Raw genomic sequence first — 20,322 nt, 5'->3', positions numbered from 1 at the left:
GAACATCGCTGGCCGCAAGACTTGGCGAATGCGTGTTGTGCGCTAAATGGAAGATATGGCTTCACCACCGATCACCGAACTGACCGAGCGGGCGCGCGAAATCTTCCGCCGGGTGGTCGAAGGGTACATCGATAGCGGCCAACCAGTCGGGTCCAAAACTCTGGCCGCCGACGGTACGCTCAGCCTTTCACCCGCCTCGATCCGGTCGGTTCTCGCCGAACTCGAAGGGCTGGGCTTGCTGGCTGCGCCGCATACGAGCGCCGGACGGATGCCGACCGATGCGGGGCTGCGTATTTTCGTAGACGGCATGATGCGGGTTGCAGAGCCCACGCATGAGGAACGCGCGCAGATCAAGGCGCGTCTTTCGGAAACCGGCCCGGTCGAACAGGCTTTGAAAGAAACCAGCGCGCTCCTGTCAGATCTTTCGGGTGCGGCGGGTATGGTCATGGTGCCGACGCGCGAGCAGAAACTGGCGCAGTTCAATCTCGTCGATCTCGGACAGGGCAGGGCGCTCGCTGTGCTTGTCGGTGAAGATGGCGGGGTGGAAAACCGTGTGATGGAACTGGGAGGTGCGTTCAGCTCTAGCGCGCTCGATCAGGCCAGTAATTATATAACGGCCCGACTTTGCGGTAGAACGCTCGCCGATGCGGCGGATGTCATGCACAAGGAGATCAGGGCGGGTAAAACCCAGCTCGATGATGCCAGCCGCAACCTGGTGGAGCGCGGTCTTGCCGTGTGGAGCGAGGATGCGGACGCACGTCCGGTCCTGATCGTGCGCGGCGCGGCAAACCTGCTCGATGAAAGCGCCCTCGACGATATCGACAGGGTCCGCTCGCTGCTCGACGATCTGGAGGACAAGCAGTCGGTCGCCGCCTTGCTCGAAAGCGCGCGCGAGGCCGATGCGACGCGCATATTCATCGGGAGCGAAAACCGTCTGTTCGGTCTTTCGGGCTCTTCTGTCATCGCGTCGCCCTACCGCGACAGGGAAGGCCGGATTGTAGGAGTTCTTGGGGTGATCGGGCCCACGCGGTTGAATTACGCGCGGGTTGTCCCCATGGTTGACCTAACCGCAAGATCGCTTGGCCGTTCGCTGGACAAGCTCATCGTTTGAATGGAAAATCAAAGCACATGATCGACAATGACAAGCCGCAGGATGATGCGGTGAACGAAGACGTAAAAGCCGAACTGAAGGGCGTGCCCGAAGAATTCCTTACCGATGATGAGGAATTGAAGGCACCCGAAAGCGACACCGATATGACCGAAGCTCTCGAAGCGCTTCGCCGCGATCTCGACGAGGCGAAGCAGGAAGTGCTTTATGCCAAAGCCGACACGCAGAACGTTCGGCGCCGCGCGGAAAAGGACATTCAGGACGCCCGCAATTACGCAGCAACGGGGTTTGCCCGCGATATTCTGAGCGTTGCCGACAACCTCTCACGCGCGATCGACGCGATCCCCGGCTCACTGCGGGAGGACGAGAAGATGAAAAGTCTCGTCGTCGGCCTAGAAGCGACACAGCGCGAGCTGGAAAAGGTCTTCAAGCAGCATGGGATCGAACGCATTGCCGCGAAGGGTCTGCCGCTCGATCCAAACCAGCATCAGGCGATGATGGAAATTCCCACTGAGGATGAAGAACCTGGCACGATTGTGCAGGAAATGCAGTCTGGCTGGATGATAAAGGATCGCCTGCTGCGTCCAGCAATGGTCGGCGTGGCGAAAAAACCGGAGTGAGCGCGCTGCACTCCTAGAGGGTGGCACCCTCGAACCGTACGAGCACATCATAGGCCGACTTGTCGGCAATCCCCGCGACTTTCGCGCCGTGCCTCAACCAGAAGGCGTGTTTTACGATTTCAGCCTGCTGCTCGATCCCATATGCGCTGAAAGGCTGGCCTGGTTTCAGACTGTAGTCGTACCGGCAGAAAGGATGGCGATTGAGGATGAGATACCATTCACCGCGTTCCTGTGTTTGCCACACGTGCGCCAGCTCGTGAATGAGTAGACCTTGCCGCGCGAGGTTCTCGGCTGAAAAATCGTCGCAATAGGCGGTGCCGCCCGGATGGAAATGGACATGCCCGCGCGGCGCCATCGTGACGCGTTTTGGTTGAAACGGAAAGAACTTCCGCCGCCGGAGTTTCACGGCCCCGTAGTCGATGGCATTGCCGTAGACTGTCCGGGCGAGGGTGACCTCGCCCGGCGTCAGGTGACGCTCGCCGCCCACCGGGCAGGCGGGTACCGCGCTTTTATTGGTTCTTGGCGAAACGCTGTGCTTCAGCTGTCTTCCCCGCTATCCGGTGCAGGAAGACCGCGCTCATCGCCCGCAGGCAAGACGTCCGCCTCGAATGTATGCGTGCCTCCGCCCGACACGGTAAGGGTAACCTCCGCTTTTCCGCCCGGCTGAAGCTCGGAGGAAGGCTCGAATGCCATGACATGCAGCCCGCCCGGCTCAAAGCTTACCTCGGAGCCTTTCTTGATCGCGATTGGCAATGCTTCCATCATTTGCACTTTGAAATCGTATTCGCCGTAATCGTGCAGGGTCGCGCTGCCCGTTTGAGCGACGTCGGCCCTGCGGATCGTTAGGCCCCTGTCGCCCTCATACGTCAGGTCGAAATATACCGCTGCAGGATTTCCTTCGACTGCGCCCAGGATCATGCGTGCGTTGTCGACACTGAGGCCCGGTACCTGACCTTCGACCACCTCCGGAGCCTCGACTTCGCTTTCGCATGCGCCCAGCATAATCGTGCTGCAAAGCGCGGCAGCCACCAGCAAATTCTTCATTCTACGTCCCGTTTTAATTGTTGCATCCACGTTTGTGTCCCCTCCTTGGATGGTTTGAAAACTAGTGCGGGCAATCTCTTGTGCCAAGCAAAACCGCACCTATATCCGGCTCATATTCGAGCTGCCGAAGCGTTTCGCCCAAAGGATGTTCCACCGGGGAAACGCGCGAAGGCGGTGTCCAAAGACCATGATAGGATGGGGAAATAATGGGTAAAGTAATCGGTATTGACCTCGGTACGACCAACTCCTGCGTTGCAGTGATGGATGGCGGCAAGCCCAAGGTTATCGAAAATTCCGAGGGCGCACGCACAACGCCTTCTATCGTCGCTTTCACCAAGGATGGTGAGCGACTGATCGGCCAGCCGGCCAAGCGCCAGGCGGTGACCAATCCAGACAATACGCTGTTTGCGATCAAGCGTCTGATCGGCCGCCGGTTCGACGATCCGCTGACCAAGAAAGACATGGAAATCGTCCCCTATGACATCGTCAAAGGCAAGAACGGTGATGCCTGGGTCGAAGCGGGCGGTGATGAATACAGCCCATCGCAGATCTCAGCTTTCATCCTGCAGAAGATGAAGGAAACCGCCGAGAGTTACCTTGGCGAAGACGTTACGCAGGCGGTTGTGACCGTGCCGGCCTACTTCAACGATGCTCAGCGCCAGGCGACCAAAGATGCCGGCGAAATCGCGGGCCTCGAAGTGCTGCGCATCATTAACGAGCCGACTGCGGCCGCGCTTGCCTATGGTATGGACAAGGAAGACGGTAAGACCATCGCCGTTTACGACCTTGGCGGCGGTACGTTTGACGTCTCGATCCTAGAGATCGGGGACGGCGTTTTTGAAGTGAAGTCGACCAATGGCGACACCTTCCTTGGCGGCGAAGACTTCGACAACGCAATTGTCGAACATCTTGCCGCGGCCTTCCAGAAGAAGGAAAACATGGATCTGAAGACCGACAAGCTCGCTCTTCAGCGCCTGAAGGAAGCTGCCGAGAAAGCCAAGATCGAGCTTTCGAGCTCGGCCACGACCGAAGTCAATCTGCCGTTTATCACCGCGCGCATGGAAGGTGGCTCGTCCACTCCGCTGCACCTGGTGGAAACGATCAGCCGCGCCGATCTTGAAAAGCTTGTCGGCGATCTGATCAATCGCACGCTCGAACCGTGCAAGAAGGCTCTTGCCGATGCAGGCGTTTCCAAGGACGAGATCGACGAAGTGATCCTGGTGGGCGGTATGACCCGCATGCCGCGCGTCCGTGAAGTCGTCGAGAAATTCTTTGAGGCGAAGCCACACACCGGCGTTAACCCGGATGAAGTCGTTGCAATGGGTGCTGCCATTCAGGCAGGCGTTTTGCAGGGCGACGTGAAGGACGTATTGTTGCTCGACGTGACCCCGCTGTCGCTGGGTATCGAGACTCTGGGCGGCGTCTTCACCCGCATGATCGATCGCAACACCACGATCCCGACCAAGAAGACCCAGACCTATTCGACCGCCGAGGACAACCAGAACGCGGTGACGATCAAGGTCTTCCAGGGCGAGCGCGAAATGGCCGCCGATAACAAGCTGCTCGGCAATTTCGACCTTGTTGGAATTCCTCCCGCCCCGCGCGGTGTGCCTCAGATCGAAGTCACCTTCGACATCGATGCCAACGGGATCGTGTCGGTTGCGGCTAAAGATAAAGGCACCGGCAAGGAGCAGACTATCAAGATCCAGGCATCGGGCGGTCTGTCCGATTCCGACATCGACCAGATGGTGCAGGATGCGGAGAAATTCGCTGACGAAGACAAGAAGCGCAAAGCAGCTGCAGAAGCGCGCAATCAGGCCGACAGCCTCGTGCATGCGACCGAGAAACAGCTCGAAGAGCATGGCGACAAGGTCGATGCCGGGATCAAGTCCGAAGTCGAAGAAGCTTTGGCTGCTACCAAGACCGCCCTCGAAGGTGACGATGCCGATGAGATCACGGCAAAGGCCGAGGCTCTGACGCAGGTGGCGATGAAGATGGGCCAGCAGATCTACGAACAGGAGCAGGCGAATGCTGCATCCGAAGGTGGTGATGCGGGCGCGGACACCGCTGCCGAAGAACCGGCCGACGAAGAAGTCGTCGATGCCGAGTTCTCAGAGGTGGACGAAGACAAAAAGGGCTGATGTCCTGTTGAAACTGGCAATCACCACCGGCGCTCAGCGTGCCGGTGGTGATTAGCTTTGGGACCCATATCTATGGCAGCTACTCAATTCGATTATTACCAGACACTCGAAGTATCGCGCGATGCCGATGGCTCGATGCTGAAAAGCGCCTATCGCAAGCTTGCGATGAAGTATCATCCGGACCGCAATCCTGGCGATGCGGAGGCCGAGGCCAAGTTCAAAGCCTGCAACGAAGCCTACGAGTGCCTCAAGGACCCTCAGAAACGCGCAGCCTATGACCGCTACGGCCATGAAGCCTTTACCCAAGGAATGAACGGCGGAGGCGGCTTTGGTGGGGGCCAGGGCGGTCAAGGAGATTTTGGCGACATCGGCGATATTTTCGAAACGATTTTCGGTAGCGCGTTCGGCGGAGCTGGCGCTTCGCGACAACGGCAACGCCGGGGCGCTGACCTACGTTACGACATGCAGGTCACGCTCGAAGAAGCGTTCGATGGAAAATCGACCGAGATCGAGATCGAAGTCTCTCAAAGCTGCGACACTTGCGATGGTTCAGGCGCTACGCCGGGCACCGGGGAGCGTCAGTGCAACCTTTGTCACGGCCGCGGTGCCGTGCGCGCGAAACAGGGCCTGTTCGTGGTCGAGCGTCCATGCCCGACCTGCGGCGGACGCGGCGCCGTAATCGAGGACCCATGCGGCGACTGCCGCGGGGAAGGACGGGTCGATCGCGCTCAGACGTTGGAAGTCGACATTCCGCCTGGCGTGGATACCGGCACGCGTATCCGACTTTCGGGCAAGGGCGAGGCTGGCCAGCGCGGTTCACCTCCGGGTGACCTCTACATTTTCATCCACGTGAAAGATCACGCCGTTTTCGAGCGCGAGGGCACGACTCTGGCTGCGCGAATCCCGGTAAGCTTCACGACCGCCGCGCTCGGCGGGAGCGTGAAAATCCCTGATCTCGACGGCTCGACCAATGAAGTCGATATTCCAGCCGGAATTCAGTCGGGCAAGCAATTGCGCGTGCGCGGTGCCGGCATGCCGGTGCTGCAAGGGCGCGGACGCGGCGATCTTGTCGTTGAAATCAAAGTCGAGACCCCGACCAAGCTCAGCCGCAGGCAGAAAGAGATACTCGAGGAATTCCGCGAAACCGAAACCGGGGATGAGTGTCCCGAGAGCAAGGGCTTCTTCAGCAAGATCAAGGACGTCTTCGGCACATAGTGCGCTCGACATGGGTTTCGTCGCAGGTTAGTCCTCTTTTCGAAGAGGAGAGAATGCCATGAACCGTTTTGCCGCCCTTTCAGTCGCATCGGCAACCCTGCTGATAGCGTCTCCCACCATAGCTCAGCGCAATTTCGACAATGTCGAAGTCACATCGGAAGAGATCGCGCCTGGCGTTGCGGTCCTGTTCGGCGCGGGCGGCAATATTGGCGTCAGCTACGGCGACGATGCGACCGTCATGATCGATGATCAATTCGCCCCGCTATCGACCAAGATCGAGGCTGCCGTCGCAGACCTCGGTGCGACGCCGGTGAAATATGTCGTCAACACGCATTGGCATTTCGATCACACTGGCGGCAACGAGCATTTCGGCAAGACCGGAGCAACGATTTTCGCGCATGACAATGTCCGCATCCGCATGGCCGAGGGCGGCACGGCAGCCGGTAACACCACGCCGCCTGCGCCAAAAGAAGCCCTGCCGATTGTCACTTACGGGCAAGGACTGCGATTTCATCTGAACGGCGATACGATCAATCTTATGTTCCTCGGCGGCGGACACACCGATGGCGACAGCGTCGTGATCTGGGAAGAGAAGAATATCGTCCACATGGGCGATCTGTATTTCAAGATCCCCGGTTACCCCTTCATCGACGTCAACTCTGGCGGCAATGTCTACAACGCGATGGAGTCCCTCGATCTCGTTATTTCCATGACCGACAGCGAAACCAAGGTGATTCCCGGACACGGGCCCATGTCCAACAAGGATGAACTGGTGGCCTACCGCGCGATGATTGGCGAAGCCGTATCGCGGGTCGAAAAACTTCACGCCGATGGAATGACCTTGGAACAGGCGGTGGCCGCACAACCTCTGGCGGATATTGATCGCGGCGAGGGCGGATTCATCAGTGCAGATGCGTTCGTGACCGCAATCTGGAACAGCATAGACGAGTGATCACACGTCGGTAAATCTGGCGATGATTTCCTCACGGACTGTGTCGAGCAAACCCTTCTGGCACCGTTCTGCATCCACCTCTTCCTGAATGATGGCGAGAAATGCCGCACGCTTTACTGTGCGCACCGTCGAATCGGGCAGGCCGTTGTCAAGCGTCGATGCGACGAAATCCACCATCCGTTCGGCTCCGTGCAAGCGGCCCCATAGGTAGTCGTTCTCGCGGTAGGCGCGGCTGAAGAACGCACCGAAATTATAGAACTCGATGCCGCGCAACGTTGCCTGCGTTCCGCCCTCGCGAATCGATCGTGCATCGTCAGGGGAAATCCGGTCGATCTTGACGGGATTGTATTCTGCCAGCTGATCGCTCTGAACCAGGGGAAGGGTGGCGACGTCATAGAAGGGAAAACCGAGATAGGTGAGGAGCATTCGCCGCTTGAGATTCTTGGGCATGTCCTCGAGAGCTTCGGCCAGCATCTCCTCCGCCTTGATATCCGTTTCGGGAAGCAATCGGCGCGCTTCCAGATAATCTAGCACCGATCCCGGATCTTCGAGCACGTGCAACGCAAGCGGTTTGAACTCATCGCAATCGATTGAGCGGTCATCCGTGCGAAGGTACAGGCCGAGGATATCATAGATCCGCCCACGCGCCAGATCGAGCGCATCATCGGGGATGTCGGGATCGGATTCCCAATCGCGTGACAGTCTGCGTGTGAGAAGCTGCAAGCGGCGAATGCGGAAACCGATGTCATGCGCCCTGAAAAACGCGACGGTTTCTGGCGTTGCGCCGCCAGTTTCCTCGGTCAGCATCTCGATTCCACGGGACGCGAGCTCGCGCCTGAGCACCTCCGCAATCGGGCTGCTGTCTGGCAGTGCGAGTTCCGGCGCAGAGGTATGGGTCAGCTTCGCAAGGCGATCGATAATCGCGCTGAATTTGGTTTGGGCGTAAGATCCGAACGCATATCCTGCGCGCTCGGCGGCAGCTTGCTGTGCTTTTGCACGCCAGTTTCCAAGCCGTTTCGGCGTCGGGCGATCGAGAAAGAAGGTCCGCCCGAACAGCTTTTCCACGGCCCGCTCGATCTCCGGTCTCAACCCTCTTACGATGCGGCTCAGACGTTCGGCATCGAGGGACTGCTGCTCGATCCTTTCGAGGTCGTCACGGATCGGTTGTTCGCGCGGGATTGTAGAGAGCGAACCGAAGATGGCACCAAAGAACCCGACCGGCCTGTCAGGCTGATCGCCGACCGAGACGGTGCGGTCAGGTCGCGGATCGATGTAAACGAACCGGCGATCGACCTCGCGCTGTGACGTTCGGTCGCTAAGCGCGTCGAGCGCTGCACCGAAAGGCGCGTTGACGAGAACGGCACCGTCGATCAGCGCTACGTCTTCAACCGTGCCGTCGCGGACGTGGACGGGCATGACCCGGTTGAGAAATGTTCCGCGCGACGCCCATTGATGCCCCTCCAGATCGCCAAGGCGGTCGATCTCTGCGAGTGTCAACGGAGGAAACGCGCCGGGGAAACTGGCTGTTGCGCGCGCCGCGAGCACCAATTCCAGCGGATCCGCTAGCGGCCATTCGCGCGCGCGCGATATGGTCGACCGAAAAGCGATCGGCATGCGGTGTTCGGTTTCTTCCACAATAGGCGGAGAGTGCAGCCGCAACATTTCGGCATGACCGCGAAAATCGGTTGCTGTCACGAACAGGTCGACGGGGTGGCCATCGGGCAGCAATGGCGGGCCGTCCTTTGTCGCTTCCATACTTTCGAGCGCTTCAAACAACATGGCGGAAAAGCGGTCGCCCGAAAACGGCGGGCTGAACCAGCGTCCGCGCACCAATCGTGAAACTTTCCTGCGCACTTCGGAGCGGGTTTCGGGAGAAACGCTTTCGCTGACGGCATTTCCGGGACGTTTAAGAAACCAGTCGGCGATGGGTTGCGCCCACAGCTTCGCGAAGCGCCACACCGGCTCGGCATCTGGGTCAGTCAGTCGGCTGACATCGGCGTTCTCCAGCCAGAGATCCGTCAACGGTTCGAAGGAACGGCCGGAATGAAGCGCCTGAGCCAGAAAAATGGCGTTAATTCCCCCGGCGCTTGCACCGGTCAGGATATCGGGGAGTACCCGTAGCCTCAGGCCGTGATCGCGTTCGATCTGGGCAATGAAGTCGCGATACACGCGCGCAACTCCGGTTAGGGTGCTGTCCTCGTTGGCGTGGTAGCAACGGCTCGCGCGGGCGAGATGCCACACCTCCTTGGTTACACCGTGCATGTAGACGGCAAGGCTCACGCCGCCGTAACATACCAAAGCCAGTCGCAATTCCTTTTGGCGCATGATTCACGCTCTGCCGGGGAAAGCTTGGCTTTGCAATTGCGTTCTGCAAATGTTCCGGATATTGGCAAGCCATGGCCAAAAGCAAAAAACGGTTCGTGTGTCAGTCATGCGGGAGTGTCTCACCGCGGTGGCAGGGACAGTGTCCCGACTGCGCGGGATGGAACACGCTCGTCGAGGATGCTCCTGCAACGGTCTTCTCGCAGAAGCACGATCTCTCGCGCGGTGGTCGGGGGATCGAGTTCGTCCCGCTCAACAAACCAACCGAACTGCCGGTTCGCAAATCGACTGGCCTTGCCGAATTCGACCGGGCCTTGGGCGGCGGATTGGTGCCGGGGTCTGCCGTCCTGATGGGCGGAGATCCGGGGATTGGGAAATCCACGCTTCTACTGCAAACCGCGGCCACGATTGCCCGGGGCGGAAACGATGTTGTCTATGTCAGCGGCGAAGAGGCCGCGGGGCAGGTTCGCTTGCGTGCCACGAGGCTCGGCGTCGCCGATGCGCCAATCCGTCTTGCGTCTGAAACATCGGTACGCGACATTCTGACGACTTTGGGGAACGGGACACCGCCCGCGCTGCTGGTGATCGATTCCATTCAGACCATGCATTCCGATACGATAGAAGGCGCTCCGGGCACTGTGAGCCAAGTGCGCGGCTGCGCGCTGGAGCTAATCCGCTATGCCAAGGAGAACGGCACGGCCCTGTTCCTTGTCGGCCACGTCACCAAGGACGGAAATATCGCTGGCCCGCGCGTCCTTGAACATATGGTCGATGTCGTGATGAGCTTCGAAGGGGAGCGCAGCCATCAATACCGTATCCTGAGAGCGCTCAAGAACCGGTTTGGCGCAGTTGACGAGATCGGCGTTTTCTCGATGGCGACGGAGGGGCTTGAGGAAGTGGCAAACCCGTCGATGCTCTTCCTGTCGGGGCGCGATCAGCCGCTTGCCGGTAGCGCGGTGTTTCCGGCGCTCGAAGGCACCCGGCCCGTTCTGGTCGAGATCCAGGCGTTGATTGTGAGGCTGCAGTCAGGCGCAACGCCGCGGCGGGCGGTTGTGGGCTGGGACAATGGCAGGCTTGCCATGCTGCTCGCCGTGCTCGAATCGCGATGCGGGCTGAATTTCAGTTCGGCTGAAGTGTACCTCAACATCGCCGGCGGATATCGCCTCGCGGATCCAGCTGCGGATCTTGCTGTCGCTGCTGCGCTTGTCTCGGCGCTCGCCGACAAACCTCTGCCGGACAAGGCTGCGTGGTTCGGGGAGGTTTCGCTTGCTGGGGAGATTCGTCCGGTTGCGCATGCGGAATTGCGATTGAAAGAGGCAAAAAAGCTCGGGTTTTCGAAGGGTTATGGCCCATCCGATGCAGGGAGCGGCTCGTCAGCCATGCAATATCTCGGATTGGGACAACTTTCGAACCTCGTTGACCAGGTGATGGGCAGCGCATAATCGAAGCGCCTATGGGTTTGTTCGATATCATTGTGCTGTTGCTCGTTGGCTTCGCGGCAATCGGCGGATTTATCAGAGGCCTTGTGCAGGAAGTGCTTTCGCTGGCCGCATGGATACTCGCAGCATTTGCGATCCACTATCTTCATGGTCCGCTGACGGATGGGTTGCGCTCCTTTTACGACGGGTCCGCGGGGACGCCGATCCTCGCATTCGCGCTGCTCCTGCTCATTCCCTATGCCGCGATGCGCGTGATCGCGAACAATGTGGGCGAGGCGTCGCGTAATTCCATTCTCGGTCCGATCGACCGCGTACTCGGTTTCGGATTCGGCACCGTCAAAGGCGTGATCATCGTCGTGTTCGCTTTCTCCATCGTCGCGATCGGGTTCGATTCGATTTGGGGTTACAAAGGACGTCCGACATGGATCACTACGGCGCGGACCTATCCCCCGGTCGATACATTCTCGCGAGAATTGGTCCACATGATCGCGGATCGCCGCGCGCGTTTGCAAAGAGAGGCGGATGCTGCGGAAGCGGCCGTATCGGATGACTAGCCGCAATGGCTGATCCTGCCAGCACGAAGCTTTATTCACCGCAATTGCTGGCTCTTTCAGCTTCGCTGGCGAATTATCCCTTCGATCCGGCTTTCATCCACCGCGCAGAGGCTCGCTCGCGAACTTGCGGGTCGACCATCATCGCTGGTCTCGACACAGCCGGTGACGGTCGAGTTACCCGGATCGGTTTGCAGGTTTCCGCCTGCGCCGTGGGGCAAAGCTCCGCTGGGATCATGGCGGGCCAGATCGTTGGGAAAAGTGTGGACGATCTGCGCGAGGTTCTCCGTGAGATCGAGGACTGGCTGGGAGATGCCGGGCCAATCCCCGACTGGCCTGGATTTAATGCGCTGGCCGCAGCTCAACCTCATTCAGGCAGACACGGCGCGCTGCTGCTGCCGTGGAAGGCCGCACTGGCCGCGCTTTCCAGTCGCGATGCCAGCGGCTAGGACAGCAAAGATATTCAGCCCGGAGACATGGGCGTTAGGGGTTTTTGGGGATTATGGCAGAGGCGCAAGCTCTCGCGGAGCGTGAACCGACCGATAAGGAAATCCGGCTCGTTATTGGCGCATCGAGCGCGGGCACGGTTTTCGAGTGGTACGATTTTTTCATATACGGAACGCTCGCCTACATCCTGAAAGATGCGTTTTACGACGTTGATAACGATACGCTCGGACTATTGCTGGTCTGGTCGACCTTTGCAGTTGGCTTCGCCTTCCGTCCGATCGGCGCAATCCTGTTCGGTTTTCTCGGTGACAAGCTTGGGCGCAAGTACACGTTCCTTGTCACGGTCACGCTCATGGGAATCGCGACAGCGGGGGTTGGGTTTATCCCGACAGTCGAAACGATCGGGATCGCCGCTCCGATAATCGTGATCATGCTGCGCGTTCTCCAGGGCCTCGCGCTCGGCGGGGAGTATGGCGGGGCCGCGATCTACGTTGCCGAACACGCACCTCCTGAAAAGCGAGGGTTCTACACCAGCTTCATCCAGGCGAGCGTCGCTGGCGGGTTCGTGCTGTCGATCATCGTTGTGCTCGCCTGCCGGTTCCTGATCCCCGAAGATGACTTCGTTAGCTGGGGTTGGCGCGTGCCCTTCCTGCTTTCGATCCTGCTGCTGGGCATCTCGCTGTGGATGCGTCTGATGCTTTCGGAAAGCCCGGTTTTCCAGGCGATGAAGGAAGCGGGTGAGACTTCGGGCAATCCCTTCGTCGAGAGCTTCACCTATCCCGGCAATCCCAAACGGATTTTTGTCGCGCTTTTCGGCGTCACCGGCATCCTTACCACGATCTGGTACACCGCGTTCTTTTCCGGGATGAGTTTCCTTCGGGGGCCGATGCATGTCGCCGATCTGACGGTCGAGCTGATCCTACTGATCGCCGGCTTGATCGCGATGAGCTTTTACCTTGTCATCGGAAAATGGTCGGACCGGGTGGGACGGAAGAAGCCGATAATCATCGGTGCCTTGGCGACCCTGCTCCTGTTATTTCCCGCCTTCTGGGGCCTTGGAAATCTTGCCAATCCCGGGCTTGCCGAAGCAGCGGAGAACACCCCAATCACGATCAGCGGTCCGGAATGCGTTACCGATCCGTTCGCGGATCTGTTCGACCGGGAGCAGACCGATTGCGGCAAGGTCCTCGAAACGCTCACTGCCTCGGGTGTCTCGTACACACTGACCGAAAGCGATACCCTGTCTCTCAGTGCGGGAGGCGAAAGCATTGCGATCGATCCGGCCTGGTTCGAAGGCGGGGCAGCCCGCACCGAAGGCATCCAGGCCGCGCTAGGCCAATACGGCTACGACTTTTCCAAGCAGCAGCCTGATACTGCGAATATCGTCGGCATCATTGCGATCCTGCTGATGCTCGGAATGCTGTCAGCACTGACATATGGATCCGTCGCCGCACTCCTTTCCGAGATGTTCCCGCCGCGCATTCGCTATTCGTCGATGTCGATCCCGTATCATATCGGTGCGGGCTATCTGGGCGGTTTCCTTCCGCTGATCGCCGGTGTGATCGTCGCGAGCACGGGAGATATCTATTCAGGCCTCTGGTACACATGGGGCGTCGTGGCCTTCGGCGTCGTTGTCGCCTGGTGGGGCCTGCCGGATGGTCCACCGCGAGATTTCGCCGATGACGTCGCTGCCTGACGCGCCGGAGCCGACTCACCGGCTGCGAATTGATACGGAAGCGCTGGCGCATAATTGGCGCGCTCTGGATGCCCTGTCAGGCAAGGCTGAAACCGGCGCAGCGGTAAAGGCCAATTGCTATGGATTGGGCGTGGACACATGCGTGCCGGTATTGCGCGATGCCGGATGTGAACATTTCTTCGTCGCTCACTGGAGCGAGGTGCACGATGTCCTGAAGCACGTGCCAGCAGAGCAGATTGCTGTGCTGCATGGGCCGCTGAACAGCGCCGAAGTCGATTTCGCAATTGCCTTGGGAGTGTGTCCCGTCATCAACTCTATCCCACAGGCAATACGCTGGGTCGCGGGGGGCGGCGGGGTTTGCCACCTGATGGTCGACACCGGTATCAACAGGCTGGGCGTCTCACCCGACGAACTGGAGAGCGACGCGGTACAGGCGCTTGATATTGATATCCTCATGTCACACCTTGCCTCCGCGGATGAGGACGGCGACACGAATGCCCTTCAATTGGAGGCCTTCCGCGCCTCGTTTGGCAAGGTTACCTATCGCCGCCTTAGCCTTTCCAACAGCGCAGGCATTGCACTCGGCGAGGATTTTGCGGTCGATGTGACGCGGCCCGGCCTTGCGCTTTATGGTGGTATTCCGCGACGCGAGCTTGCGGACAAGGTTCGCCAGGTCGCCTATATCGAGGCGGCGATTATTCAGGTGCGCGAGATCGGTCCGGGCGATCGCATCGGCTACAACGGCGAATTCACTGCATCGAAGCCAATGCGGATCGGGACCGTCTCGCTAGGCTATGCTGATGGTTTCCTGCGCGCTCGTGGTCCGGGCTGCAACTTGCGACATGGCGGGCGGTCACTACCCTTGCTAGGCAAGGTGTCGATGGACATGATTGTCGTCGATCTCACCAATGCGAGCCATGTGGGCGAGGGCGACTGGCTGGACGTACCGTTCGATCTGCAAAATGCTGCGCAGCAAAGCTCTGTTTCTCAATATGAATTGCTTACCGTGCTGGGACGCCGACTACATAGCCGGTAAGTCGATATTGCACTGCACATTGTGCAGGTGCTAAGCCATTCCGAACAACGCTTAACGGGGATCGTAATGGCCAAAAAATCAACTGCCGATGCAGGAGAAAGCATCACCATCAAGAAATACGCCAATCGCCGGCTGTATAATACGAGTTCGTCGAGTTACATCACACTCGATGATCTTGCCAAAATGGTGCGTGAAAATGTCGATTTCCAAGTGGTCGATGCGAAAAGCGGCGATGACATCACCCATCAGATCCTGACCCAGATCATCATGGATGAAGAGGCGAGCGGAGAGCAGATGCTTCCGGTCAGCTTCCTTCGCCAGCTTATCGGGATGTACGGAAATTCGATGCAGTCGCTGATGCCGTCATATCTCGAAGCAAGCATGACCAATTTTCGCGAGAACCAGTCGAAAATTCGCGAGGCTTTCGAAAAGGGGCTTTCGGCCGGGCCGCTGGCTGCGATCCACGAAACCAACATGGCTATGGTCCGCGCAGCCGCCGAAACATTCATCCCCGGTCAGAAGAAATCGGCTGCGGCCAAACGGAATGCAGAAAGCCAGCCACCGGCGCCGCATGATGAAATCGCAGCGATGCGCGAGCAGATGGCAGCCATGCAAAAGAAGCTGGACGAGCTCAGCAAATAGAGCAAAGCCGGATTTCACCAGCTCCTATCGCTAGTTCATCCAGACAGGAATATCACCGCACGTGTCCAACATACGTCACGCCCTGAACGTGAAGCGCGAAGAAGACTTCGCCAAATGGTATCAGGAAGTCATCAGTGCCGCCGATCTTGCCGAGGAATCCGGCGTGCGCGGCTGCATGGTTATCAAGCCGTGGGGATACGGCATCTGGGAGCGTATCCAGCGCCTCATGGATGACCGCATCAAACAGGCGGGCGTCCAGAATACCTATTTCCCGATTTTCATCCCGCTGGCGAATTTCGAGCGCGAGGCCGCGCACGTCGAAGGCTTTGCCAAGGAAATGGCTGTCGTTACGCACCATCGCCTGATCGCGGACGGGAAGGGCGGCCTGATCCCTGACCCGGAAGCGAAGCTGGAAGAACCGCTGGTCGTGCGGCCAACTTCGGAAACCATTATTGGCGATGCGATGAGCCGCTGGGTACAGTCTTGGCGCGACCTTCCCTTGATGCTCAACCAGTGGGCCAATGTCGTCCGCTGGGAAATGCGGACACGGATGTTTCTGCGAACCAGCGAGTTTCTCTGGCAGGAGGGTCACACCGCGCACGCTACGCGCGAGGATGCTCTGGAAGAGACGCACCGGGCGCTGGAAATGTACCGTGCTTGTGTGGAAGAGGATCTCGCGCTGCCTGTGATTGCAGGTGAAAAACCGGAAAATGAACGCTTCCCAGGCGCGGATGAGACGTGGTCGATCGAGGCCATGATGCAGGATGGCAAGGCGCTTCAGGCGGGAACTTCTCACTATCTCGGCACCAATTTCGCGCAGGCCGCGAACATCCAGTATCAGGATCGCGAAGGCACGCAGCAGCATTGCCACACCACCAGCTGGGGTACGTCGACGCGCTTGGTCGGCGGCCTCGTAATGACGCATGGCGATGACGATGGATTACGCGTGCCCCCGCGCGTCGCACCGCATCAAGTGATCATCCTGCCAATCCTCCGTGACAAGCCCGAGGACGACGCATTGCTCGCCTATTGCGAAGATTTGCGAGCAGGACTGGCGAAGCATCAGGCTCTTGGCGAGCCCGTTCGCGTCTTGCTCGACAAGATGCCGGGGAAGGCCTCTGCCAAACGCTGGGACTGGGTGCGCAAGGGCGCCCCTATCATTCTTGAAGTTGGCCCGCGCGATATGGAAAACGGCAAGGTGGCAGCCATCCGGCGCGACACGCTCTGGAACACCGAGAGTGGCAAGCTCGCCACCGAGTTCGTTTCCCGCGACGTATTTGTTTCGGGGATTGGCCAGCTGCTCGAGGACATTCAGGACAGCCTCTTCCGCGAGGCCAGCGACCGCCGCGATGCGAATATCACGCGCGGTGTGACCGAATGGAAAGACGTTGTTCAATTCTACAAATCGAACGGCAAATATCCAGGCTGGGTCGAGGTGCAATGGTCGAAACCGACCGGAAGTGCTCTCGAAAAAGTCGTCGAACAATTGAAAGCAGAAAAGCTCACCATCCGAAATGTTCCGCGCGGCAGCGAACCCGCAGACGGCGTCTGCATCTTCACCGGCGAAAAAGCTGTCGAACGGATTCTTGTCGCACGGGCATACTGAAAAGCCGAGACTTGCGGTTCGGTTGGCGCTGCCCCGACATGATCAAAGGTGACAGTCTCCGGGCAGTCGTCCATAGGCGGGCGCTATGGCAAAACGACATCAACAGCGTCCGCAGGGTATGCCCAGTAAGGCGCAAGTCCTTGAATTCATCCAGTCCTCGGACAAGCCTGCGGGAAAACGCGAGGTTGCCAAAGCGTTTGGTCTGAAAGGACAGGAGAAGATTGCGCTCAAGAAATTGCTGAAAGACATGGCCGAAGACGGCCTGATCGATGGCAAGAAGACCGCGTATCACCGCATGGGCGGTGTGCCCAAGGTCACGGTTCTTCGCGTGGTGGCAATCGAAGACGGCGAACCGATTGCAGAGCCGGACAATTGGTCGCACGATGCACCTGGAAAGCCGCCGCGCATCACTCTGAAAGAGATGAAGGGGAAGGGCGGGAAGCGCGCTCCGGCTCACAAACGCGGCGACCGCGTTCTCGCTCGCACAGAGGAACGTGAGAGCGGCTATATTGCCCATCCGATGAAGAAACTGCCGGCCCGCACCGAAGGTTTGCTGGGCGTTGTGGAAATCGATGGCGGCGGCAAGGCATGGCTTGCGCCCACAGACAAGCGCATTCGTCAGTCATCGCCGATCAGTGATCTGGGCGAGGCCGAAGCGGGCCAGCTGGTGCTCGCCGAACGGACAGGGCGCAGCGAACGCTCGGGCGTAAAAGTGGTTGAAGTCATCGGAGATCCGCTCGCCCCCAAAAGCTTTAGCCTGATTGCCATCGCCAAACACGGCATCCCGCACGTCTTTCCCGAGGCGGTTCACGAAGAGGCCCGGCGTGCCGCCGAATTGCCGCTGTCGGAGGACAAACGCGAAGACCTGCGGCATTTGCCGATCGTCGCCATCGATCCCGCAGATGCGCGTGACCATGACGACGCGATATGGGCAGAGCCCGATCAGCAGGGCGGGTTCGACGCGCTGATCGCCATCGCCGATGTCTCCTATTATGTCCGTCCTGGATCGGCGCTGGACAAGGAAGCGCGGAAGCGCGGCAACTCGGTCTATTTTCCCGACCGGGTCGTTCCGATGTTGCCTGAAATACTTTCCGCCGATGTATGTTCTCTGCGTGAAGACGAAGACCGCGCGGCGATGGCCTGCCATATCAAGATCGATGCAAGCGGCAATGTCACCGGATTTCGCTTCACCCGCGCGATTGTACGTATCCACCACAACATTCCGTACGAAGACGCTCAGGCCGCAGTCGATAAAGGCGCTCCGCCAGAATACCTTGCGAACCTCTGGGCTGCGTGGAAACTGCTCGCTGCGGCGCGGGCGAAACGCGATCCGCTGGAGCTGGATCTGCCCGAGCGCCGGGTGATGCTCAACGATGAAGGACAAATCGAAGAGATCGCCGTGCGCGAACGGCTCGATGCCCACCGCGTGGTCGAGGATTTCATGATTGCCGCAAATGTCGCGGCGGCAAAGGCATTGGAGGCGAAAAGCTCACCCGTCGTGTACCGCGTTCACGAAACGCCGAGCCGTGAAAAGCTGCTCGCGCTGCGCGAATATATGGCCACCATGGGTAAGAAGCTTGCGCTGGGGCAGATCGTCACACCTGGGCTGTTCAACCGCATGCTCAAAGATGTGACTGATGAATCAGAAAAGGCCCAAGTGATGGAGGCGGTCCTGCGCAGCCAGACGCAGGCCTATTACGGCCCTGCAAATGCCGGACATTTCGGCTTGGCGCTGGGTTCCTACGCGCACTTTACCTCTCCTATTCGGCGCTATGCCGATCTGCTGGTCCACCGTGCGCTTGTCGACAGTTACAAGCTGGAGCAGCCGAAGCCTGCGAATGAGCTTCCCGAAGGTTCGGGCCTGTCTGACAAGGATCGTGCGAGCCTGCAGGAAATTTCCGACGCGATCAGCACGACCGAACGGCGCGCGATGGAGGCAGAGCGCGATACGATTGATCGTTATGTTGCGGCATGGCTTTCGGGCCGCGTAGGCGAAACCTTCGATACTCGTATCACTGGAGTGCAGGGCTTTGGCTTCTTCGCCACGATTGTCGGTTTGGGAGGAGACGGGCTTGTCCCGATTTCGACGCTGGGTGACGAATATTTCCGCCATGATGAAGCGTCGCAGACCCTCATAGGCGAGAAATCTGGTACCACCTATTCACCCGGCGATCGGCTGAAACTCAAACTGGCTGAATCGAACGCGCTGACCGGCGCGTTGAAATTCGTCCCTGTCGATGCCGATGGCAACGCCATTGAGACACGCGGACGGCGACCGGAGACGAAGCGGCGCGGCTCCGGGGGGCCTGCGAAGGGCAAATATCAGGCCGGTAAGCGCGGCCGCCCCGGCAATATCCACCATCAAGGGCGCCGCAAGAAATAGCGGAACGCGCAGGCGCAGCAGACATTGATTGGTTGAAGGAGATCAAGATGCTGAGACCCGGACAGAAAGTGCCCGCCCTCGACCTGCCGCTGACTATCGACGCGCAATACGACCTTGCCAAGCAATCGCCCGAGAACTTTACACTCGCGGTGTTCTATCGCGGCAGGCACTGCCCGATCTGTAAAGGGTATCTGGAGGAGCTGGGCGGAAAGCTGGGTGAGTTCACCGAGCGCGGGATAAATGTCGTCGCGGTGTCGATGGATGCCAAGGATCGGGCGATGGTCGTGGACAAGGAATGGGAAACCGGCGACGTGCCGCTCGCCTATGACATGAGCGAAGAGAACGCACGAGAATGGGGTCTGTATATTTCGCAAAAGCGCCCCGACAGCGACGAACCCGATGTCTTTTCTGAACCCGGGCTGTTCGTGATCCGTCCGGATGGGGAGCTATATTTCGCCAGTGTCCAGAACGCTCCGTTCACGCGCCCGCCACTGGATCAGCTGCTGCAGGGCCTCGATTACGTGATGAACAATGATTACCCGACCCGCGGTACGTTGACCTAATTGGCGTGATCGCTTTTCGTCTCGTCGTAATCGGCCGGGATGACATAGAGCGGACATGGGAGGTCACCCGCATGCGCTGAAAAATGCTGGACCAGCGGTCCCGGGCTGCTGCCCTTGGCCGCGCCCAGCACCAGCGCGGCGACTTCCCTGTGCCCATCGAGAAATTCGCTGACGATCTTCTGGCCATTGCCGATCTTCACCGAAATCGTCGGCATGATACCGCTTTCAGCCAGCAGGTTCCCGGCGACACCGTGAGCCAGCATTTCAGCCCGGTCGCGCGCTTCCTGTTCGATCGTAGCCTGGACCGCCCCGAACGCGCTGACGTTCTGTTGCCGCACCAGAGCGAGGATATGCACCGCGCCATCGACTGCGACCGCGCGCCGTGCTGCATAGCGCAAGGCAGAGCGTGCTTCTTCACTGTCGTCGGTCACCACCAGAAACGTGCGCATCGCTACCCTCCCGAAGCCTGCTTCTGCGAGCTATCCTTTCAAATGGTTTCGTATGCAAGGTCTTGCCGCGAGCCTGTGGATTCGTCAGAGACTACAGGCAGACGCCTC

The 20,322-nt window shown here is 59.2% G+C and carries 18 protein-coding genes; 14 read left to right on the top strand and 4 right to left on the bottom strand.

Translation table 11 applies throughout. The annotated features are described in order from the left end of the window. Nucleotides 1-55 precede the first annotated feature (55 nt). Both hrcA and grpE read left to right on the top strand, forming a co-directional pair. Entirely contained in the window at nucleotides 56-1,111 is a 1,056-nt protein-coding gene (gene hrcA, locus KCG45_RS12890) for a heat-inducible transcriptional repressor HrcA (protein ID WP_218317721.1), read from the top strand. Between the two features lie 17 nt (nucleotides 1,112-1,128). Then, nucleotides 1,129-1,728 (top strand): nucleotide exchange factor GrpE, encoded by a 600-nt coding sequence (gene grpE, locus KCG45_RS12885; protein ID WP_218317720.1) that lies wholly within the window; start codon nucleotides 1,129-1,131, stop codon nucleotides 1,726-1,728. A gap of 13 nt (nucleotides 1,729-1,741) precedes the next feature. Here the strand turns inward: grpE and KCG45_RS12880 are convergent, their stop codons facing one another. Both KCG45_RS12880 and KCG45_RS12875 read right to left on the bottom strand, forming a co-directional pair. Then, nucleotides 1,742-2,215, bottom strand: coding sequence for a vgr related protein (locus KCG45_RS12880; RefSeq protein WP_218317719.1), 474 nt, complete (start codon nucleotides 2,213-2,215; stop codon nucleotides 1,742-1,744). 50 nt (nucleotides 2,216-2,265) lie between these two features. Further along, nucleotides 2,266-2,772: a copper chaperone PCu(A)C gene (locus KCG45_RS12875; protein ID WP_218317718.1), complete on the bottom strand. Its 507-nt coding sequence runs from the start codon at nucleotides 2,770-2,772 to the stop codon at nucleotides 2,266-2,268. 206 nt (nucleotides 2,773-2,978) lie between these two features. On the opposite strand from KCG45_RS12875, the gene dnaK reads away from it, so the two are divergent. The 3 genes from dnaK (at nucleotide 2,979) to KCG45_RS12860 (ending at nucleotide 7,080) form a co-directional block, all read left to right on the top strand. After that, nucleotides 2,979-4,913, top strand: a complete 1,935-nt coding sequence (gene dnaK, locus KCG45_RS12870; RefSeq protein WP_218317717.1) for a molecular chaperone DnaK — start codon at nucleotides 2,979-2,981, stop codon at nucleotides 4,911-4,913. A gap of 72 nt (nucleotides 4,914-4,985) precedes the next feature. Further along, entirely contained in the window at nucleotides 4,986-6,128 is a 1,143-nt protein-coding gene (gene dnaJ, locus KCG45_RS12865; RefSeq protein ID WP_218317716.1) for a molecular chaperone DnaJ, read from the top strand. Between the two features lie 58 nt (nucleotides 6,129-6,186). After that, nucleotides 6,187-7,080 (top strand): MBL fold metallo-hydrolase, encoded by an 894-nt coding sequence (locus tag KCG45_RS12860; protein ID WP_218317715.1) that lies wholly within the window; start codon nucleotides 6,187-6,189, stop codon nucleotides 7,078-7,080. Here KCG45_RS12860 and KCG45_RS12855 read toward each other — a convergent pair whose 3' ends face one another. Then, nucleotides 7,081-9,405 carry a patatin-like protein gene (locus KCG45_RS12855; RefSeq protein WP_218317714.1) on the bottom strand — a complete coding sequence of 775 codons (2,325 nt, stop codon included), beginning with the start codon at nucleotides 9,403-9,405 and terminating at the stop codon, nucleotides 7,081-7,083. Between the two features lie 71 nt (nucleotides 9,406-9,476). On the opposite strand from KCG45_RS12855, the gene radA reads away from it, so the two are divergent. The 9 genes from radA to KCG45_RS12810 all read left to right on the top strand — a co-directional run bounded on the left by radA (nucleotide 9,477) and on the right by KCG45_RS12810 (nucleotide 19,765). Then, nucleotides 9,477-10,844 carry a DNA repair protein RadA gene (gene radA, locus KCG45_RS12850; protein WP_218317713.1) on the top strand — a complete coding sequence of 456 codons (1,368 nt, stop codon included), beginning with the start codon at nucleotides 9,477-9,479 and terminating at the stop codon, nucleotides 10,842-10,844. A gap of 11 nt (nucleotides 10,845-10,855) precedes the next feature. After that, the gene (locus tag KCG45_RS12845; protein WP_218317712.1) at nucleotides 10,856-11,395 is read left to right on the top strand and encodes a CvpA family protein; all 540 of its coding nucleotides are present in this window, start codon (nucleotides 10,856-10,858) and stop codon (nucleotides 11,393-11,395) included. Between the two features lie 5 nt (nucleotides 11,396-11,400). Then, the gene (locus KCG45_RS12840; protein WP_218317711.1) at nucleotides 11,401-11,841 is read left to right on the top strand and encodes an iron-sulfur cluster assembly scaffold protein; all 441 of its coding nucleotides are present in this window, start codon (nucleotides 11,401-11,403) and stop codon (nucleotides 11,839-11,841) included. Nucleotides 11,842-11,894: 53 nt separating this feature from the next. Beyond that, entirely contained in the window at nucleotides 11,895-13,535 is a 1,641-nt protein-coding gene (locus KCG45_RS12835; RefSeq protein ID WP_218317710.1) for an MFS transporter, read from the top strand. Further along, the gene (alr, locus tag KCG45_RS12830) at nucleotides 13,519-14,571 is read left to right on the top strand and encodes an alanine racemase (RefSeq protein ID WP_218317709.1); all 1,053 of its coding nucleotides are present in this window, start codon (nucleotides 13,519-13,521) and stop codon (nucleotides 14,569-14,571) included. The genes KCG45_RS12835 and alr overlap by 17 nt, the downstream gene beginning before the upstream one ends. 66 nt (nucleotides 14,572-14,637) lie before the next feature. After that, entirely contained in the window at nucleotides 14,638-15,213 is a 576-nt protein-coding gene (phaR, locus tag KCG45_RS12825; RefSeq protein ID WP_218317708.1) for a polyhydroxyalkanoate synthesis repressor PhaR, read from the top strand. A gap of 61 nt (nucleotides 15,214-15,274) precedes the next feature. After that, a complete protein-coding gene (gene proS, locus KCG45_RS12820) occupies nucleotides 15,275-16,819 on the top strand; it encodes a proline--tRNA ligase (RefSeq protein ID WP_218317707.1) in 1,545 nt (514 codons plus the stop codon). A gap of 85 nt (nucleotides 16,820-16,904) precedes the next feature. Next, entirely contained in the window at nucleotides 16,905-19,202 is a 2,298-nt protein-coding gene (rnr, locus tag KCG45_RS12815; protein WP_218317706.1) for a ribonuclease R, read from the top strand. A 47-nt stretch (nucleotides 19,203-19,249) separates the two neighbouring features. Continuing rightward, the gene (locus KCG45_RS12810; RefSeq protein WP_218317705.1) at nucleotides 19,250-19,765 is read left to right on the top strand and encodes a peroxiredoxin-like family protein; all 516 of its coding nucleotides are present in this window, start codon (nucleotides 19,250-19,252) and stop codon (nucleotides 19,763-19,765) included. Here KCG45_RS12810 and KCG45_RS12805 read toward each other — a convergent pair. After that, entirely contained in the window at nucleotides 19,762-20,214 is a 453-nt protein-coding gene (locus KCG45_RS12805; protein ID WP_218317704.1) for a universal stress protein, read from the bottom strand. The genes KCG45_RS12810 and KCG45_RS12805 overlap by 4 nt on opposite strands. Between the last annotated feature and the right edge of the window lie 108 nt (nucleotides 20,215-20,322).

Origin of the sequence: Erythrobacter ani (assembly GCF_019204025.1) — a bacterium.
Classification (GTDB): Bacteria; Pseudomonadota; Alphaproteobacteria; order Sphingomonadales; family Sphingomonadaceae; genus Erythrobacter; species Erythrobacter ani.
This window is presented reverse-complemented; position numbering and strand designations above follow the sequence as displayed.

What these genes read in the sequence shown, in the direction of transcription:
- hrcA (WP_218317721.1), top strand. Translation starts at nt 56, where the DNA reads ATGGCTTCACCACCGATCACCGAACTGACCGAGCGGGCGCGCGAAATC.
- grpE (WP_218317720.1), top strand. Translation starts at nt 1,129, where the DNA reads ATGATCGACAATGACAAGCCGCAGGATGATGCGGTGAACGAAGACGTA.
- KCG45_RS12875 (WP_218317718.1), bottom strand. Translation starts at nt 2,772, where the DNA reads ATGAAGAATTTGCTGGTGGCTGCCGCGCTTTGCAGCACGATTATGCTG.
- dnaK (WP_218317717.1), top strand. Translation starts at nt 2,979, where the DNA reads ATGGGTAAAGTAATCGGTATTGACCTCGGTACGACCAACTCCTGCGTT.
- dnaJ (WP_218317716.1), top strand. Translation starts at nt 4,986, where the DNA reads ATGGCAGCTACTCAATTCGATTATTACCAGACACTCGAAGTATCGCGC.
- KCG45_RS12860 (WP_218317715.1), top strand. Translation starts at nt 6,187, where the DNA reads ATGAACCGTTTTGCCGCCCTTTCAGTCGCATCGGCAACCCTGCTGATA.
- KCG45_RS12855 (WP_218317714.1), bottom strand. Translation starts at nt 9,405, where the DNA reads ATGCGCCAAAAGGAATTGCGACTGGCTTTGGTATGTTACGGCGGCGTG.
- radA (WP_218317713.1), top strand. Translation starts at nt 9,477, where the DNA reads ATGGCCAAAAGCAAAAAACGGTTCGTGTGTCAGTCATGCGGGAGTGTC.
- KCG45_RS12845 (WP_218317712.1), top strand. Translation starts at nt 10,856, where the DNA reads ATGGGTTTGTTCGATATCATTGTGCTGTTGCTCGTTGGCTTCGCGGCA.
- KCG45_RS12840 (WP_218317711.1), top strand. Translation starts at nt 11,401, where the DNA reads ATGGCTGATCCTGCCAGCACGAAGCTTTATTCACCGCAATTGCTGGCT.
- KCG45_RS12835 (WP_218317710.1), top strand. Translation starts at nt 11,895, where the DNA reads ATGGCAGAGGCGCAAGCTCTCGCGGAGCGTGAACCGACCGATAAGGAA.
- alr (WP_218317709.1), top strand. Translation starts at nt 13,519, where the DNA reads ATGACGTCGCTGCCTGACGCGCCGGAGCCGACTCACCGGCTGCGAATT.
- phaR (WP_218317708.1), top strand. Translation starts at nt 14,638, where the DNA reads ATGGCCAAAAAATCAACTGCCGATGCAGGAGAAAGCATCACCATCAAG.
- rnr (WP_218317706.1), top strand. Translation starts at nt 16,905, where the DNA reads ATGGCAAAACGACATCAACAGCGTCCGCAGGGTATGCCCAGTAAGGCG.
- KCG45_RS12810 (WP_218317705.1), top strand. Translation starts at nt 19,250, where the DNA reads ATGCTGAGACCCGGACAGAAAGTGCCCGCCCTCGACCTGCCGCTGACT.
- KCG45_RS12805 (WP_218317704.1), bottom strand. Translation starts at nt 20,214, where the DNA reads ATGCGCACGTTTCTGGTGGTGACCGACGACAGTGAAGAAGCACGCTCT.